This window comes from Kitasatospora sp. NPDC058243 (genome assembly GCF_042882025.1).
GTDB lineage: Bacteria > Actinomycetota > Actinomycetes > Streptomycetales > Streptomycetaceae > Kitasatospora.
Window position 1 is genome coordinate 23758 of sequence record NZ_JBHVWW010000049.1, and the last position, 18824, is coordinate 42581.

General features: G+C 75.8%; 2 protein-coding genes. Both read left to right on the plus strand.

The window, feature by feature from the left end; translation table 11 throughout:
- Positions 1 to 4 precede the first annotated feature (4 nt).
- Complete coding sequence (locus tag ACFVX9_RS27285; protein WP_387983992.1) at positions 5 to 6349, plus strand: amino acid adenylation domain-containing protein; 6345 nt, start codon at positions 5 to 7, stop codon at positions 6347 to 6349.
- Positions 6346 to 18822: an amino acid adenylation domain-containing protein gene (locus ACFVX9_RS27290; protein ID WP_387983994.1), complete on the plus strand. Its 12477-nt coding sequence runs from the start codon at positions 6346 to 6348 to the stop codon at positions 18820 to 18822. The genes ACFVX9_RS27285 and ACFVX9_RS27290 overlap by 4 nt, the downstream gene beginning before the upstream one ends.
- Positions 18823 to 18824 lie beyond the last annotated feature (2 nt).

An 18824-nucleotide genomic window follows, 5' to 3' on the forward strand; every position in this document is an offset into this window, starting at 1 on the left:
GAACGTGACGATCACCAACGACAGTGTCCTGTCGCCGGCGCAGCAGCGCCTGTGGTTCCTGAACCGCTTCCAGGAGGGCGCCGCCGGCCACACCCACACGGTGGCGCTGCGGCTGGCCGGCGGTCTGGCTCCGGAGCAGCTGCGCGCCGCGCTGGACGCCCTGGTCCGGCGGCACCCGCTGCTGGGCACCGTGCACCGCGAGGCCGAGGGTCGCTGCCGCCCCGAACCCGCCCCCGACGGCGGGGCGTTCGCCGGGCTGCGGCCCGAGCCGGTCGCCCCCGACGAGCTCGACGAGGCGCTGACCCGGGCGGCCGGCCAGGGCCTGGACCTCACCCGGGAGCCCCCGCTGCGGGCCCGGCTGCTGGCCACCGGTCCGGACGCCCACGTGCTGGTCCTGGCGGTGCACGAGATCGCGGCCGACGAGCGCTCGCTCGCCGTGATCGTCGACGACCTGGCCCGGGCGTACGCGGCGGCCACCGCCCCGGCCGCCCCCGGCGCGCTCGAGCCCGCCCCGCAGTACGCCGCGGCCGCCGCCGCCGACCGGGAGCTGAACGGCGCCCCCGAGCGGCCCACCGAGCACGCCGCGGCCGAACTCGCCCACTGGCGCGCCACCCTGGACGGCGCGCCGGCGCAGCTCGACCTGCCCGTCGACCGGCCGCGCCCGGCCGTCACCCGCTACGCCGCCGACGAGTACCGCAGCGAGCTGGACGGCCCGCTGGCCGCGGCCCTCGCCGACCTGGCCGCCGACTGCGGCGCAGGCGTCGAGGCGGTGCTGCACGCCGCCGTCGTGGCGCTGCTCGGCCGCTTCGGCGCCGGCGTCGACGTCCCGCTGGTCGGCAGCCTGCCCGGCCGCGACGGCGGGCGGCGCGCCGCCGTGGTCGGCCCGCTGGCCAACCCGGTGGTGCTGCGGGTCCTGCGCCGCCCCGGCGCCTCCTTCCGCGAGCTGGTCGGCGACTGCGCGGCGGTCGCCGACACGGCCCGGCGCCACGGCGGCGTCCCGTTCGAGACCGTGGTCGGCGAGCTGCGGCCCGAGCGCGCGCTCAACCGCCACCCGCTGGCCCAGGTGGCCTTCGACCTCGCCGAGGACCTGCCCGCCCGGCTCGACTTCGGCGCGCTCGACGCCCAGGTGGCCCAACTTCCCCGCCAGCACTCCCCGTTCGACCTCCAGCTGCGCTTCCGCAGCGCACCCGACGGCTCCGGGCTGCGGCTGGCCGCGACCTTCAGCACCGAGCTGTTCGACCCGGCGACCGTCCGGCGGCTCACCGACGCGCTGCCGCGCCTGCTGGCCGCCGCCGTCGCCGCGCCGGACGCCGACCCGGACGGCTACGAGGTGCTGGACCCGGCCGAGCGGCACGCCCTGCTGACAGCGTGGAACGCCACCGACCGGCCGGTGCCCGACGCCGACGTCTCCGCGCTGTTCCGGGCCCGGGCCGCCGCCCAGCCCGCGCGGACCGCCCTGATCGCCGGCGACACCGTGCTCAGCTACGCCGAACTCGACGACCGGGCCGAGCGGCTGGCCGGCGAGCTGCGCCGCCACGGCGCCGCCCCGGGCCGGCTCGTCGCCCTGGCGCTGCCGCGCTCCGCCGACCTCGTCGTCGCCCTGCTCGCGGTGGCCCGCACCGGCGCCGCCTACGTGCCGCTCGACCCCGACTACCCGGCCGACCGGATCGGCTACATCCTCGACCACGCCGCCCCCTCGGCACTGGTCACCGACAGTGCGACGGCCGGGCGGCTGCCCGCCACCGCCGCCCACCGGCTGCTGCTGGACGACGAGGAGGTGCGCGCCAGGCTGGCGACGGAGCCCGCCGGGCCGCAGGGCCCCGCCGCGACCGCCGCCGACCCGGCCTACGTCATCTACACCTCCGGCTCCACCGGCCGCCCCAAGGGCGTCGTCATCAGCCGCCACGCGCTGACCAACTTCCTGGTCTCGATGGCCGACCTCTTCCCGCTCGCCGCCGAGGACGTCTGGACCTCCGTCACCACGATCGCCTTCGACATCGCCGCCCTGGAGCTCTACCTGCCGCTGGTCGGCGGCGCCACCGTGGTCCTCGCCGACCGCGCGACCGTCACCGACCCCGCCGGGCTGGGCGCCCTGGTCGGCCGCACCGGCACCACGATCATGCAGGCCACCCCCAGCCTCTGGCAGGCCCTGTGCGACGAAGTCCCGCAGGCGCTGCGCGGCCTGCGGATGCTGGTCGGCGGGGAGGCCCTGCCGGCCGCCCTCGCCGAGCGGATGCGCGCGCTCGGCAGCGAGGTCACCAACCTGTACGGGCCCACCGAGACCACCATCTGGTCCACCGCCGCCCGCCTGGACGACCGCCCCGGCGCGCCGACCATCGGCCGGCCGATCGGCAACACCCGGGTCCGGGTCCTCGACGAGGCGCTGCGCCTGGTGCCGATCGGCGCCGCCGGCGAGCTTTACATCGCCGGGGACGGCGTCGGCACCGGCTACCTGCACCGCGAGGACCTCACCCGGGACCGCTTCCTGCCCGACCCGTACGGCGCCGAGGGCGAGCGCATGTACCGCACCGGCGACATCGTCCGCTGGGCCGCCGACGGCAACCTGGAGTACGTCGGCCGCGCCGACTTCCAGCTGAAGGTCCGCGGCTTCCGGATCGAGCCCGGCGAGATCGACGCCGTCCTGGAGCGGCACCCCGCGGTGGCCCGCGCCGTCACCGTCGCCCGCGAGTACGGGGCCGGCGACACCCGGCTGGTCTCCTACGTGGTGCCGGCCGGCGAGGGCGGCGCCGACCCGGCCGAACTGCGCGCGCACGCCGCCGCCACGCTGCCCGGCTACATGGTCCCGGCCGTGGTGGTGCCGATCCCCGAGATCCCGCTGACCCCCAACGGCAAGACCGACCGGGCCGCGCTCCCGGACCCGGGCACCGCCGCCGCCGGCAGCGGGCACGGGCCGCGCAGCGCCCGCGAGGAGCAGCTCTGCGACCTGTTCTGCGAGGTGCTCGGCGTCGCCTCGATCGGCGTCGACGACAGCTTCTTCGACCTCGGCGGCCACTCGCTGCTCGCCACCCGGCTGATCGGGCGCATCCGCTCGGTGCTGGACGTCGAGGTGCCGATCCGCACCCTGTTCGAGTCGCCCACCGTCGCCGGGCTGGCCGGCCGGCTGGGCAGTGAGCCCGCCCGCCGGGCCGGGCTGGTGCCGGTCGGCCGCGACCGGCCGCTGCCGCTCTCCTACGGCCAGCAGCGGCTCTGGTTCCTGTACGACTACGAGTCCCAGGGCACCGAGTACAACTCGCCGCTCGGCCTGCGGCTGACCGGGCCGCTCGACCGGGACGCCCTCGGGCGCGCCGTCGACGCCCTGGTGGCCCGGCACGAGGCGCTGCGCACCACCTTCGCCACCGAGGGCGGCCAGGGCGTGCAGGTCGTCCACGCCCCCGGCCCCCGGCCGGTGCGCTTCACCGACCTCGCGGCCGAGGGGCGCGTCGACGACCTCGACCAGCTGCTGCGCACCGAGCTGAGCCGCTCCTTCGACCTGCGCGGCGGCCCGCTGCTGCGCCCCTGGCTGATCCGGCTGGCCGACGCCGAGCACCTGCTCGTCCTCGACATGCACCACGTCGTCACCGACGGCTGGTCCAAGGAGGTGATGGCCCGCGAGCTCGTCGCCCTGCTCGGCCAGGAGGCCACCGGCCGGCCCGCCGCGCTGAGCGAACTGCCCCTTCAGTACGCCGACTTCGCCGTACACCAGCACGGCGAGCGGGGCGCCCGGGAGGCCGCCGACCTCGCCTACTGGAAGCGCCGGCTGGACGGCGTGGTGCCGCTGGAGCTGCCGACCGACCGGCCCCGGCCCGCCACCCGCGCCACCCGGGGCGCCGGTCACCCCTTCGAGCTGAGCCCCGAGCTGGTGGCCGCCCTCACCCGGCTCTGCCGCCGGGAGGGCGTCACCCTGTTCACCGTCCTCACGGCGGGCGTCCAACTGCTGCTGTCCCGGTACGCGCGCCAGCGCGACATCGCCGTCGGCACCATCGTCTCCGGCCGCGAGCACAGCGAACTGGAGGACGTGCTCGGCTTCTTCGTCAACACGCTGGTGCTGCGCTCCCGGACCACCCCCGACACGACCGTCGGCGCCTTCCTGGCCGACGTCCGGCAGGGCGTGCTGGAGGCCTTCACCCACCAGCACCTGCCGTACGACCGGCTGATCGACGAGCTCAAGCCGGACCGCGACCCCAGCCGCACCCCGCTGATCCAGGCCGCGCTGATGCTCAAGCGGGCCCAGGACGCGCTGCCCGGCCCCGACGGCCTGCGGGTCGAGGAGAGCGCCCTGCCGCGGATGCACGCGCTGTTCGACATCGGCTTCGAGTTCGAGGAGCGCGACGGGCGGCTCGGCGGCCTGGTCGAGTACAGCACGGCGCTCTTCGACCCGGAGACCGTCGCCCGGACCGCCCGCCACCTCACCGTGCTGCTGGAGGGCATGGCGGCGGCCGACCCGGACCGGCTCGTCGACGAGCTGCCGCTGATGGACGAGCAGGAACGCCGGCTGGTCACCACCGGCTGGAACGCCACCGCGACCGGCGCCCGGTTCCACACGGCGACCGTCCACGGCCTGGTCGCCGACCAGGCCCGGCGCACCCCGGACGCCGCGGCCGTCACCACCGAGGACCGCAGCCTGACCTTCGCCGAACTCGACGCGCTGACGGACGCGCTGGCCCACCGGCTGGCCGACCGCGGCGTCGGCCCGGGCACCGTCGTCGGCGTCCGGACCCGGCGCGCCGCCGAGATGACGATCGCCCAGCTCGCCGTGCTCAAGGCCGGCGCCGCCTACCTGCCGCTCGACCCCGAACTGCCCGACGACCGGACGGTCTACGTGCTCCAGGACGCCGGGGTGCCGGTACTCCTCACCCAGCGCGACCTGCCCGGGCCCGAGGCGCCGGAAGGCGTCGAGGTGCTGTACGTCGAGGACACCGGGCCCGGCACGCACGACGGGCCGCCCGAGGTCGCCGTCGGCCCGTCCGACCTCGCGTACGTGATCTACACCTCGGGCTCCACCGGCAAGGCCAAGGGCGTGCTGATCGAGCACCGCGGCGTGGTCAACCTGTGCGACTGGTACCGGGACTTCTTCGACGCCGGGCCCGGCGACCGGGCCACCCAGATGGTGCCGCCCGGCTTCGACCCGACGGTGCTGGAGCAGTGGGGCGCCCTCGCCTGCGGCGTGGAGATCCGGTTCGCCTCCGACCGCGTCCTGGAGGACCCGCACCTGCTCGCCGGCTGGATCGTCGAGCAGGGGATCACCCTCATCCTCATCCCGGCCCCGCGCCTGGAGGCCCTGCTCGACCAGCCCGCGCTCCACCAGGGCCGGGTGCGCCACATCCTCACCGGCGCCGACGTGGTGCGCCGCCGGCTGCCGCGCGGCTCCGCGATGGCGCTGTCCAACCTGTACGGCCCGACCGAGACCACCGTGCTCACCACCGGCACGGTGCTGGAGGCGGAGGAGGACGCCCCGGTCGGGCGGCTGCCCTCGATCGGCCGGCCCATCGCCAACACCACCGGCTACGTGCTCGACGAGCACCGCGAGCCCGTCCCGGTGGGCGTGCCCGGCGAACTGTACGTCGGCGGCGCCGGGGTGGCCCGCGGCTACCTGGGCCGCCCGGAGCTCACCGAGGAGCGGTTCGTCCCGGACCACCTCGCCGCCACCGCCGGCGCGAGGCTCTACCGCACCGGCGACCTGGTCCGCTGGCTGCCCGACGGCACGCTCGAATTCCTCGGGCGGATCGACAACCAGGTCAAGGTGCGCGGCTACCGGATCGAGCTGGGCGAGATCGAGACCGCGCTGCTCGACGACGAGAGCGTCGAGCAGACCGCGGTGGTCGCCCGGACCAGGCCGTCCGGGCAGACCGTGCTGACCGGCTACGTGGTGCCCGCGGACGGCGCCGCCGACCCGGAGAAGATCCGGGCCCGGCTCGCCGAGCGGCTGCCCGGCTACATGGTCCCGCCGGTCGTCATCGTCCTGGACGCGTTCCCGATGACCACGAGCGGCAAGATCGACCGGCGGGCCCTGCCGGAACCGGAGGAGCAGCGGCCGGCCGCCGAGCCCACCGCGCCCCGGGACGAGACCGAGGCGGCGCTGGCCGGGATCTGGGCCGAGGTGCTGGGCGTGCCCGTCGTGGGGGCCGAGGACAACGTCTTCGACCACGGCGCCAACTCGGTGCTCACCCTCCAGGTCACCGCCCGGATCCGGGAGGTGTTCGGCGTCGGGGTCTCGGCCCGGCACGTGTTCGCCGCCCGCACCGTGGCGGCCCTCGCGGACCAGGTCCGCAAGCAAGTACTCGAAGACGTGCGCCGGACACCGGCGGACCGGACGACGACGCGCGGTGGCGCGCGGGGGAGCAACCGATGACAGACCAGCGACACAGCGAGGGCCAGGACGCCGACGAGATCCTGCGGCAGCGACTGGCAGCCGCCGGCGCCGGCGGCGGCGACCGCGACGCGATCCGGCCCGGCGGCGACGGCCCGGCCCCGCTCTCCTTCGGCCAGGAACGGCTCTGGTTCCTCCAGGAGTTCGAGACCGACGCGGTCGAGTACACCACCTCCTTCGGCCTGCGGCTGCGCGGCGGCCTCGACCTGGCCGCGCTGCGCACCGCGCTGACCGGCCTGGTCGAGCGGCACGAGCCGCTGCGCACCGTCTTCACCACCGAGGACGGCGTGGCCCGCCAGGAGGTCCGGCCCGCCTACGCCCCGGACACCGAGCCGGTGGACCTGAGCGCGCTGGGCGCCGAGGAGCGCGAGGCCGAGTTCGCCGCGCTGCTGCGCCGCGAACTCGCCACCCCCTTCGACCTCGCCAGCGGCCCGCTGCTGCGCTCCACGGTCGTGCGGCACGGCCCGGACGACCACGCGCTCTTCCTCAACCTGCACCACATCGCCGCCGACGGCTGGTCCAAGGGCCTGCTGACCGGCGAGCTCGGCGAGCTCTACCGGGCCGCCGTCGAGGGCCGCCCGCACACCCTCGCCCCGCTGCCGGTCAGCTACCGCGACTACTCCCGCTGGCAGCGCGAGCGCTGCACCGAAGACCGCCTGGCCGGGCAACTGGACTACTGGCGCGACGAGTTGGCGGACATCCAGCCGCTGGAGCTGCCCACCGACCGGCCCCGCCCGGCGGTGCGCACCACCGTCGGCGCCCTGCACACCTTCCAGGTCGACGCCGAGGTCGCCACCGGCCTCGACACGCTCGGCGCCGAACGCGGCACCACGCTCTTCGCCGTGCTCGCCGCCGCCACCCAGGTCCTGCTGGCCCGGCACACCGGCCAGCGCACCGTGGGCCTGGGCACCGTGTCGGTCGGCCGCGACCGCACCGAACTGGAGCCGCTGGTCGGCTTCTTCGTCAACACCCTGGTCCTGCACGGCCGGATCGACCTGGACGAGGCCTTCGGCGACCTGCTGGAGCGCACCACCGACCAGCTCTGGGACGCCCTCAGCAACCAGGACGTCCCCTTCCACCGGCTGGTGGACGAGATCCAGCCCGAGCGCGACCCGAGCCGCACCCCGCTGGTGCAGGCCGCCCTCGTGCTCCAGAACGACCCCGGGGCCCTGCCCGACTTCGGCGGCCCGGCCGTCGAGGAGTTCCGCGCGCCCTCGGTGTCCTCCATCTTCGACCTGACGCTGGAGTTCACCCCGGCCGCCGACGGCACGCTGGGCGGGACGGTGGAGTACAACACCGACCTGTTCGACGCCTCGACCGTCGACGCGCTCTGCGCCCGACTGCTGCTCCTGCTGGCGGGCGTCGCCGCCGACGCCGACCGCCCGGTCGGCGACCTGCCGCTGCTCACCGCCGCCGAACTCGACACCGTCACCCGCGACTGGGCCGAGAACCGAGTGCCCTACCCGGCCGACCGGACCGTCCACTCGCTGGTCGCCGAGCAGGCCGCGGCCACCCCCGACGCCATCGCCGTCACCGCCGCCGAAGGCGAGCTGACCTACCGTCAGCTCGACGAGCAGGCCGACCGGTTGGCCCGGCTGCTGCTCGACCGCGGCGCCCGCCCCGGCCAGCACGTCGCGGTCTGCCTGCCCCGCGGCACCGGCCTGGTCGTCGCCCTGCTGGCCGTGCTCAAGGCCGGCTGCACCTACGTGCCGCTGGACCCGGACTACCCGGCCGACCGGCTGGAGTTCATGCTCGCGGACACCGGGGCCGCGCTCTGCGTCACCGACCGGGAGCTGCTCGAACGGCTGCCCGACCTGGCCGTCCCGGCCCTGCTGCCCGCCGAGCGCACCGCCGAGCTGGCCGCCCTCCCGGCCGGGCCGCCGGCCACCGACGCGGGGCCCGAGAGCGCCGCCTACGTCATCTACACCTCCGGCTCCACCGGCCGGCCCAAGGGCGTCGTGGTCGAGCACCGCTCCATCGTCCGGCTGGTCCGCGGCGCCGACTACGCCCCGCTGGCGGCCGACGACGTGGTGGCGCAGGTCGCCGACGCCACCTTCGACGCGGCGACCTTCGAGTTCTGGGGCCCGCTGGTGGCCGGGGCGCGGATCGCCGTCATCACCAAGGACGTCCTGCTCGACCCGCCGGCCTTCGCCGCCGCACTGCGCTCGACCGGCGCCACCGCGATGTTCCTCACCGCCGGCGTCTTCAACCAGGTCGTCGGCCTGGAGCCCACCGCCTTCGGCGGCATGCGCCACCTGCTGGTCGGCGGCGAGGCGCTCAACCCGCGCCGGATCGCCGAACTGCTGGCCGGCGGCGCCCCGCCGCAGCGGCTGGTCAACGGCTACGGCCCGACCGAGACCACCACCTTCGCCGTCTCCCACCTGATCCGCGAGACCGACGGCGTGCGCGCCATCCCGATCGGCCGCCCGATCTCCAACACGGCGGTGTACGTCCTCGACGAGCGCCGCCGCCCCGTCCCGCCCGGCACGCCCGGCGAACTCTGGATCGCCGGCCCCGGCGTCGCCCGCGGCTACCTGGGCCGCCCGGAGCTGACCGAGGAGCGCTTCCAGCCCTCGCCGTTCGCGGCGGAGCCCGGCGAGCGGATGTACCGCACCGGGGACGTGGTGCGCTGGGCCGACGGCCTGGTCGAGTACCTCGGCCGCGCCGACACCCAGGTCAAGGTCCGCGGCTACCGGATCGAGCCCGGCGAGGTCGAAGCCGTCCTGGAGGCCCACCCCGCGGTGGCCGAGGCCCTGGTGGTCGCCCTCGCGGACGGCGACCACAAGCGGCTGGTCGGCTACCTGCGAGCCGAGCCCGGCGCCGTCATCGCGCCGCTGGACCTGCGCGCCTTCGCCGAGCAGCGGCTGCCCTCCTACAGCGTCCCGACCGCCTTCGCCACCCTCGACGCCTTCCCGCTCACCCCCAACGGCAAGGTCGACGTCCGGGCCCTGCCGGCGCCGGACGCCCCCCTGGAGCGGGAGGACTACCGGGCCCCCGAGGACCCGGCCGAGCAGGCGCTCGCCGAGGTCTGGTCGGAGGTGCTCGGCATCGGCAAGGTCGGCGCCGACGACAACTTCTTCGAACTCGGCGGCGACTCCATCCTGAGCATCCAGGTGGTCGCCCGCGCCCGCCGGGCCGGCCTCGTCATCACCTCGAAGGACATCTTCTCCCGGCAGTCGCTCGCCGACCTCGCCCGCGCCGCCCGCCCGGTGGAGCAGGCCCCGGTCGTCCAGGTCGACGCCGACGACCACGAGCCGGCCCCGCTCGGCCCCGTCCAGGAGTGGTTCTTCGCCCACCACACCCGCGGCGCCCACCACTTCAACCAGTCCGTGCTGATCACCCTGGACGGCGCGGTCGACGAACCCGCGCTGGCCCGCGCCCTGGCCGGCCTGGTCCGCCGGCACGAGGCCCTGCGCACCCGCTTCGCCACCGGCCCCGACGGCCGGCGGGTCCAGACCGTCACCGCGCCGGACACCGACGCCGTGCCGGCCGAGGCCCGGATCGAGCGGATCACCCTCGACCAGGCCGCCCCCGGCGAGCGCGCCGCCGCCATGCGCACCCTCGCCGAGGCCGCGCAGGCCTCGCTGGACCCGGCCGAAGGGCCGCTGGTGCGCACCCTGCTGTTCGACCACGGCGCCGGCGAGCCCGCGCGGCTGCTGATCACCGTGCACCACCTCGCCGTGGACGGCGTCTCCTGGCGGATCCTCCTGGAGGACCTGGAGAGCGCCTACCGGCAGGCCGTCCGCGGCGAGGACGTCGACCTCGGCCCGGCCGGCACCTCGTACCGCGGCTGGGCGCGCCGCCTCGCCGCCTTCACCCGGGACGGCGGCCTGGACGACGAACTGGCGCACTGGGCCCGCCCGGTGCCGGCCGGCTCCGCCGACCTGCCCACCGACCGGGAGGGCCGCAACAGCGTCGGCGACACCCGCGCCGTCTCGGCCGGCCTCGACGCCGAGCGCACCCGGCAACTGCTCCAGGACGTGCCCGCCGTCTACCGCACCCAGGTCAACGACGTCCTGCTGACCGCCCTCGGCCGCGCGCTCGCCCGCTTCACCGGCCGGGCCCGCACCCTGATCACCCTGGAGGGCCACGGCCGCGAGGAGATCCTCGACGGCACCGACGTCTCCCGGACGGTCGGCTGGTTCACCTCGATCTTCCCGGTGCTGCTGGAGTCCCCGGCCGACCGCCCGCTCGGCCGGCTCATCCGCGACACCAAGGAACTGCTGCGCGCCGTGCCCGGCCGCGGCGCCGGCTACGGCCCGCTGCGCTACCTGCGCGGCGACCAGCCGCAGGCCGCCGCCCTGGCCGCGGCGCCGCAGCCGCAGGTCAGCTTCAACTACCTCGGCCAGTGGAGCGACGCCGCGGCCGGGAGCGAGCTGTTCCGCGCCGTCGAACCCGACTACGGCCTGGACCACCACCCGGACGAGGAGCGGCCGCACCTGCTGGACATCGTCGGCGAGGTCCGGCACGGCGTGCTGACCTTCGACTTCCACTACGCGCCGCAGCGCCACGACCAGGCCACCGTGCAGCGGCTCGCCGACGACTTCGCGGCGGCCCTGACCGAACTCGTCGAGCACTGCCTGACCCCCGGCGCCGGCGGCGCCACCCCCGGCGACTTCCCGCTGCTCACCCTCGACCAGGCGACCGTCGACCGGCTGGTGCCGGCCGGCTCCGCCGTCGAGGACATCCACCCGCTGACCCCGATGCAGAGCGGGATGCTCTTCCACACCCTCAACCAGGACGGCGTCGGCGCCTACTCCGACCACGTCGCCTTCCGGCTGGAGGGCGTCCGCGACGTCGACGCGCTGGCCGCCGCCTGGCAGCAGGTGGTCGACCGCACCCCCGCGCTGCGCACCCGGCTGGTCTGGGACGGCGTCCCCGAGCCCGTCCAGGTGGTCGAGCGCTCCGCCCGGCTGACGGTGCGCCACCTCGACTGGACCGGCCTGCCCGCCGCCGAACTGGACCGCCGGCTCAAGGCGCTGATCGACGAGGAGCGCGCCACCGGGATCGAGCTGTCCCGGGCGCCGCTGATGCGCCTCGCCCTCGCCCGCGAGGACGAGCGGACCGTCCGCGTCGTGTGGACCTTCCACCACGCCGTCCTGGACGGCTGGAGCACCTCGCACCTGTTCGCCGACCTGTTCGCCGCCTACCAGGCGCTCACCGACGGCAGGGGCAAGGCCCCGGCCCTGCCCGAGCGCCGGCCGTTCCGCGACTACGTCGCCTGGCTGGCCCGGCAGGACAAGGCCGCGGCCGCCGCCCACTGGAGCGCCCTGCTGGGCGACCTGGACGCGCCGACCCAGCTGCCCTTCGGCCGCTCGGTGCCCCAGGGCCACGAGTCCCAGTCCGCCGGGCAGGTCCGGGTGGGCCTGTCCGGCGCCGAGACCGACGCGCTGGTCGCGATGGTCCGCCGCCACCGGCTCACCCTCAACACCGCCGTCCAGGGCGCCTGGGCGATCCTGCTGGCCCGCCACTCCGGGCAGCGCGACGTCTGCTTCGGCACCACCGTGGCCGGCCGCCCGACCGAGCTGCCCGGCGCCGACACCATGGTCGGCAACCTGCTCAACACCCTGCCGCTGCGCACCGAGGTCGACCAGGACGCCCCGCTGGTGGAGTGGCTGGCGGCCCTCCAGGCCGAGCAGGCCGAATCCCGGCGCTTCGAGTACTCCTCGATCGCCGAGATCCAGCGCAGCAGCAAGGTCCCGCGCGGCAGCGCGCTGTTCCAGACCCTGGTGGTGTTCGAGAACTACCCGGGCAACGGGGCCGCCGCCGAACGCCACGGACTGCGCCTCAGCGACGTCCGCGCCGTCGACACCACCAGCTTCACGCTGGACCTCACCGCCTACGACGACGACGGCTCGCTGACCCTGCTGCTCTCCTACGACCCGGCGCTCTACGACCGCGCCCAGGCCGAGGTGCTCGCCGACCAGCTCGCCGTCCTGCTCGGCAGCATGCCCACCGCCCCCGGCCAGCGGGTCGGCGACGTCCCGATGCTGTCGCTGCGCGCCCGCGACCGCGTCCTGTACGAGTGGAACGACACCGGCACCCCGGGCGCCGACGCCTGCCTGCACGAGCTGATCGCCGAGCAGGCGCAGCAGACCCCGGACGCCGAGGCGGTGGTCTTCGAGGAGACCGTGCTGACCTACGCGGAACTGGAGGCCCGGGCCAACCGGCTGGCCCAGCACCTCGTCGGCCAGGGCATCGGCCCGGAGACCGTCGTCGCGATCTGCCTGGACCGCGGCCCGGACACCGTCGTCGCCGCCCTCGGCGTCCTCAAGGCCGGCGCCGCCTACCTGCCGCTGGACCCCGCCCACCCCGCCGAGCGGCTGCGCCTGGTGCTGGACGACAGCGCCGCCGCCATGCTCGTCACCCAACGGGACCTCGCCGAGCGGCTCCCGCTGTGCGACGCGACCGTGCTCTGCCTGGACGCCGACCGCGAGGAGATCGACAGCTGGCCCGCCGAGGCGCCCAGCACCGAGGTGACCCCGGACAACCTCGCCTACGTCATCTACACCTCCGGCTCCACCGGCAAGCCCAAGGGCGTCACGGTCGAGCACCGCAGCGTCGCCCGGGCCGCCGCGGCCTGGCGCGAGGCCTACCGGCTCGACCGCGGCCCCGTCCGCCAGCTCAACCTCGCCAGCATGGCCTTCGACGTCTTCGTCTCCGACCTGACGCACGCGCTGACCACCGGCGGCGCCCTGGTGCTCTGCCCGAAGGACGCCACCACCGACCCGGTGCGCCTGCTCGACCTGATGGAGCGCCAGCGCGTCACCCACGTCGAGACGGTGCCCTCGCTGGCCAACGCGCTGGCCGACGAGGCCGCCCGCACCGGCCGGGCCTTCCCGCCGCTGCGCTACCTGGCCGTCGGCTCGGACAACTGGCGCACCGACGACTGCCGGCGGCTGCTGAAGAGCGTCGCCCCCGGCACCGTCGTGCTCAACTCCTACGGCGTCACCGAGGCCACCGTCGAGTCCTCGTACTTCACCGTCACCCCGCAGAGCCTGCCGGACGTCGCGTCCGTGCCGATCGGCCGGCCCATCCCGGGCACCCGGATGTACGTCCTGGACGCGGACCTGGAGCCGCTGCCGGTCGGCGTCGTCGGCGAGCTCTTCCTCGGCGGCACCGGCGTCACCCGGGGCTACCTGGGCCGCCCCGACCTCACCGAGGAGCGCTTCTCCGCCGACCCGTTCACGCCCCACCCCGACGGCCGGCTCTACCGCACCGGCGACCAGGCCCGCTTCCTGCCCACCGGCGACGTCGAGTTCCTCGGCCGCGGCGACGACCAGGTCAAGATCCGCGGGTTCCGGGTGGAACTCGCCGAGATCGAGGCCGTCCTGCGCCGCCACCCCGACGTCCTGGAGGCCGTCGCGGCGCTGCGCTCCGAGCCGGGCGCCGTCCTGACCGGGTACGTCGTGCCCCGGCCCGGCACCGCACCGGAGAGCGCCGAGCTGCGCCGCTACCTGGAGGGCTCGCTGCCCCGCCACATGGTGCCGCAGGCCTTCGTCCGGCTCGACCGGCTGCCGCTGAACGCCAACGGCAAGGTGGACCGGCGGGCGCTGCCGGCCGCGGCCGCCGACGACCGCCCGGCCACCACCAGGACGGCCCCCCGCAACCCCGCCGAGCAGGCGCTCGCCGGGCTCTGGGCGGAGGTCTTCCGGGTGCCCGAGGTCGGCGTCGACGACAACTTCTTCGACCTGGGCGGTGACTCGATCCTGAGCATCCAGGTCGTCTCCCGGGCGCGGCAGTTGGGACTGCGCCTCAGCTCGCAGGACATCTTCAGCCACCAGACCATCGCCGGGATCGCCGCCGCGATCTCGACCCACGAACCCGAGGAGCCGGCCGGCGTGAACACCGAACCCGTCACCGGAAGGGCGCCGCTGACCCCGATCCAGCGCGCTTTCTTCCAACACCACACCGAGGCCCCCCAGCACAGCACCATGTCCGTGCTGGCCGAGCTGCGCGAACTCCCCGACGAGGCGCACCTGCGCACCGCGCTCGACGCCCTCCTCACCCACCACGACGCCCTGCGCACCCGCTTCCGCACCGTCTACGGCCGCTGGCAGCAGGAGATCGCCGCCCCCGGCGACGGCTGGCCGCTGGAGCGGCTGGACCTCACCCTGGAGGCCGACCCGGAGGGCGCGCTGCTGGCCGCCGCCACCGCCGCCCAGTCCGGCTTCGACCTGGCCGAGGGCCCGCTGGTGCGGGCCGTGCTGGCCGACCTCGGCGGCACCGCCGGCGCCCGGCTCTTCCTCACCGCCCACCACCTGGTGGTCGACGCGGTCTCCTGGCAGACCCTGCTCGGCGACCTGGAGACGGCCTACCGGCAGGCCGCCGAGGGCCGGCCGGTCGACCTCGGCTCGCGCGGCACCTCCTTCCTCGACTGGTCCCGCCGGCTCTCCGAGCACACCGCGGTCGGCGGCTTCGACGAGGAGCTGGACCACTGGTTCGCGGCCGGCCGCGCCGGCGGCGAGCCGCTGCCCGCCGACCTCACCGGCACCCCGACCGTCGCCACCGCCGCCGCCGTCCGGGTCGGCCTGGACGCGGAGAGCACCGACGCGCTGCTGCGCGAGGTCCCCGCGGTCTACCGCACCCAGGTCAACGACGTCCTGCTGACCGCGCTCGCCCGGGTGCTCGCCGACTGGACCGGCCGCTCCGCCGTCCTGGTGGACCTGGAGGGCCACGGCCGCGAGGAGATCTTCGACGACGTCGACCTGAGCCGCACCACCGGCTGGTTCACCACCTCCTTCCCGGTCGCCCTGGACACCGCCGACGGCGCCGACTGGGGCGCCCGGCTCCGCTCCGTCAAGGAGCAGCTGCGGGCCGTCCCCCAGCGCGGCATCGGCTACGGCGCGCTGCGCCACCTCAGCCCGGCCGGGGCGCCCGGCGAACTGCTCGCCGAAGGCCCCCGCGCCCAGGTCGGCTTCAACTACCTCGGCCGGGTCGTCGACGGCCACGACGGCGGCCTGCTGCACGACGTGCGGCTCGGCTACGGCACCGAGCAGGCGCCCGGGGAACTGCTGGAGTACCCGCTCGACATCGTGGCGTACGTGCGCGACGGCAAGCTCGGCTTCGAGCTGTTCCACTCCACCGCGACCCACACCACCGAGACCGTCCAGCGGGTCGGCGACCAGCTCGTCGAGGCCCTGCGCGGGATCGTCGCGCACTGCCGCGAGGTCGGCGCCGCCGCCTCCGGGGCCACCCCCTCGGACTTCCCGCTCGCCCGGGTCGACCAGCCGCTGCTGGACGAACTGACCGCCCTGGGCCGGATCGCCGACCTCTACCCGGCCACGCCGATGCAGCACGGCCTGCTGTTCCACAGCCTCACCGAGGAGGGCGAGGGCGTCTACCTCGGCCAGCTGTCCTTCCTGCTGGAGGGCGGCGTGGACGCGGACGCCTTCGCCGAGGCCTGGCAGCGCCTCGCCGACCGGACCCCGATGCTGCGCACCGGCTTCGCCCGGGTCGACACCGACCAGCCGCTCCAGGTGGTCCGCGAGCACGTCACCGTGCCCGTCGAGCGGCTGGACTGGAGCGCCCTGCCGGCGGCCGAGCGCGAGCAGCGGTTCGCCGCCTACCTCGCCGAGGACCGCACCCGCGGCATCGACCTGGCCGTGGCGCCGCTGATGCGCCTGGCCCTGATCGACGAGCCGGACGGCGCCCTGCGGGTCGTCTGGACCTCGCACCACCTGCTGCTGGACGGCTGGAGCAGCGCCGAACTGGTCTCCGAGGTGGTCGACGACTACCTCCGGCTCACCGGCCACGACCGGCCCGGCCCGGTCGCCCGCCGCCCGTTCCGCGACTACGTCGCCTGGCTCGGCGAGCAGGACCTGGCCGACGCCGAGCGCTACTGGCGCGAGCTGCTCGACGGCTTCACCGCCCCGACCGCCCTGCCGGCCGACCGGGCCGGCGAGGAGGCGGCCCGCCAGGGCAGCGAGGCGACCAGCGTCTTCCAGCTGGAGCCCGAGGTCACCGAGCGGCTCGCCGAGGTCGCCCGGCGCCACCGGCTCACCACCAACACGCTCGCCCAGGGCGCCTGGGCGCTGACGCTCTCGCGCTACGCGGGGGAGCGGGAGGTCTGCTTCGGCTCGGCCGTCTCCGGCCGCCCCGCCGACCTGCCCGACGTCGAGTCGATGATCGGCCTGTTCATCAACAACCTGCCGGTGCGGGTCGAGGTCCGCCCCGAGCAGCCCGTCCTCGACTGGCTGGGCGACCTCCAGCGCGACCAGGTCCAGGCCCGCAGCTACGAGTACGTCTCGCTGGCCCAGATCCGCGGCTGGACCGGGCTGCCCGCCGGGGTCGACCTGTTCGACAGCTACGTGGTCGTCGAGAACTACCCCTTCGACGGCGAACTGGGCTCCGACCAGGGCATCCGGATCCGCGACGTGCGCTCCCAGGAGCCCACCAGCTACGCCATGGTGCTCGCGGTCTTCGCCGGCGAGCAGCTCTCCTTCCGGCTCGCCTACGACCCCGGGCTCTTCGACGCCGACACCGCCGACCGGGTCACCGGCGACCTGCGCGCCCTGCTGGAGGAGATCGCGGCCGAGCCCGAGCGCACCCTCGCCGAGCTGCGCGCGCTGGCCCCCGCCCACCGGGAGCGGCTGCTCACCGGCCACAACGAGACCGCCACCGCGCTCACCACCGACGCCCTGGTGCCCGAGCGGTTCGCCCGCCAGGCCGCCGCCACCCCGCAGGCCGTCGCCCTGGTCCACGGCGGCGAGCGGATCACCTTCGCAGAGCTGGACGAGCGGGCCAACCGGCTCGCCCACCACCTCGCCGACCGGGGCGTCGGCCCCGAGGTGCCGGTCGCGGTCTGCCTGCGGCGCGGCCCCGGCCTGATCACCGCGCTGCTCGCGGTGCTCAAGGCGGGCGGCGTCTACACCCCGCTGGACCCGGCCGCCCCGGCCGAGCGCCTGCGGCTGCTGGTCGAGGACGTCAAGCCCCGGGTGGTGATCGCCGACGAGGCCGCGAGCACCACGCTGGCGCTGCCCGCCGACGTCGCCCTGGTCGTCCCCGAGCGCGAGCGGGACGCGATCGCGGCCCGGCCCGCCACCGCCCCCGACCCGGACCTCGCCCCGGAGCACGCCGCCTACGTCATCCACACCTCCGGCTCCACCGGCAAGCCCAAGGGCGTGCTGGTCGAGCACGGCAGCCTGGCGAACCTGCTCGACAGCCACCTGCGGACCGTCTTCGAGCCGCTGCGCGAGGCCTGCGGCGACCGGCAGGTCCGGGTCGCCCACCTGGCGCCCGCGTCCTTCGACGCCTCCTGGAACCCGGTGCTGTGGATGGTCGCCGGCCACGAACTGCACCTGGTCGACGACGAGGTGCGGCGCGACGCGCACGCCCTGGTCGCCTACCGCGCCGAGCAGCGGATCGACTTCCTGCAGACCACCCCGTCCTGGTTCCGCCAGCTCGACGACGCCGGACTGCTCGCCCCCGGCACCCACCCGCTGCGCGGCGCGGCGCTCGGCGGCGAGGCGATCGGCCAGGCCCAGTGGGACCGGCTGCGCGCCCAGTCCGACCTGATCGCCTACAACTTCTACGGGCCCACCGAGGCCACCGTGGACGCGCTGGTCTGCCGGGTCGCCGACAGCCCCCGGCCCGTCCTCGGCCTGCCCGTCCAGAACGTCCGGGCCTACGTCCTGGACCCGGAGCGCAACCTCGCCCCGGTCGGCGCGCCCGGCGAGCTGTACCTGGCCGGCGACGGCCTGGCCCGCGGCTACCTGGGCCGCCCCGACCTGACCGAACAGGCCTTCCTGGCCGCGCCGTTCGACCCCAAGGAGCGGCTGTACCGCACCGGCGACCGGGTCCGCCGGCTGTCCGACGGCCGGCTGGAGTTCCTCGGCCGGCTCGACGACCAGGTCAAGCTGCGCGGCTACCGGATCGAGCCGGGCGAGATCACCGCGGCCCTGGACGCCCACCCGGGCGTCGCCGAGTCCGTCGTCCTGGTCCGCGGCGAGGCCGAGCACGCCCGCCTGGTCGCCTACCTGCGGCCGGCCGCGGGCGGCGTCCCCGGCGCCGCCGAGCTCGCCGGCTACCTCGCCGAGCGGCTCCCGGCCCACCTGGTGCCGGCCGCCTTCGCCGAGGTGGAGTCCTTCCCGCTCACCCGGCACGGCAAGATCGACCGGGCCGCGCTGCCCGACCCCGCCGAGACGGCCGTCGAGGCCGCCGAGGAGTGGGTGGAGCCGCGCGACGAGACCGAGAAGCTGATCGCCGGGATCTGGTCCGAGACCCTGCACGTGGAGCGGGTCGGCGCGCACGACAGCTTCTTCGCCCTCGGCGGGCAGTCCCTGACCAGCGTGCAGGCGATCACCAGGATCAAGCAGACCTTCGGCATCCGGATCGCCTTCCGCAGCCTCCTGGAGAACCCCACCGTGGCGGGGGTGGCGCGACTCGTCGAGGACGCGCTGCTGGAGGAACTGGAGCGAGAGGCCGCGCGCCAGTCGGCGCCGGCGGCGGAGTAGGG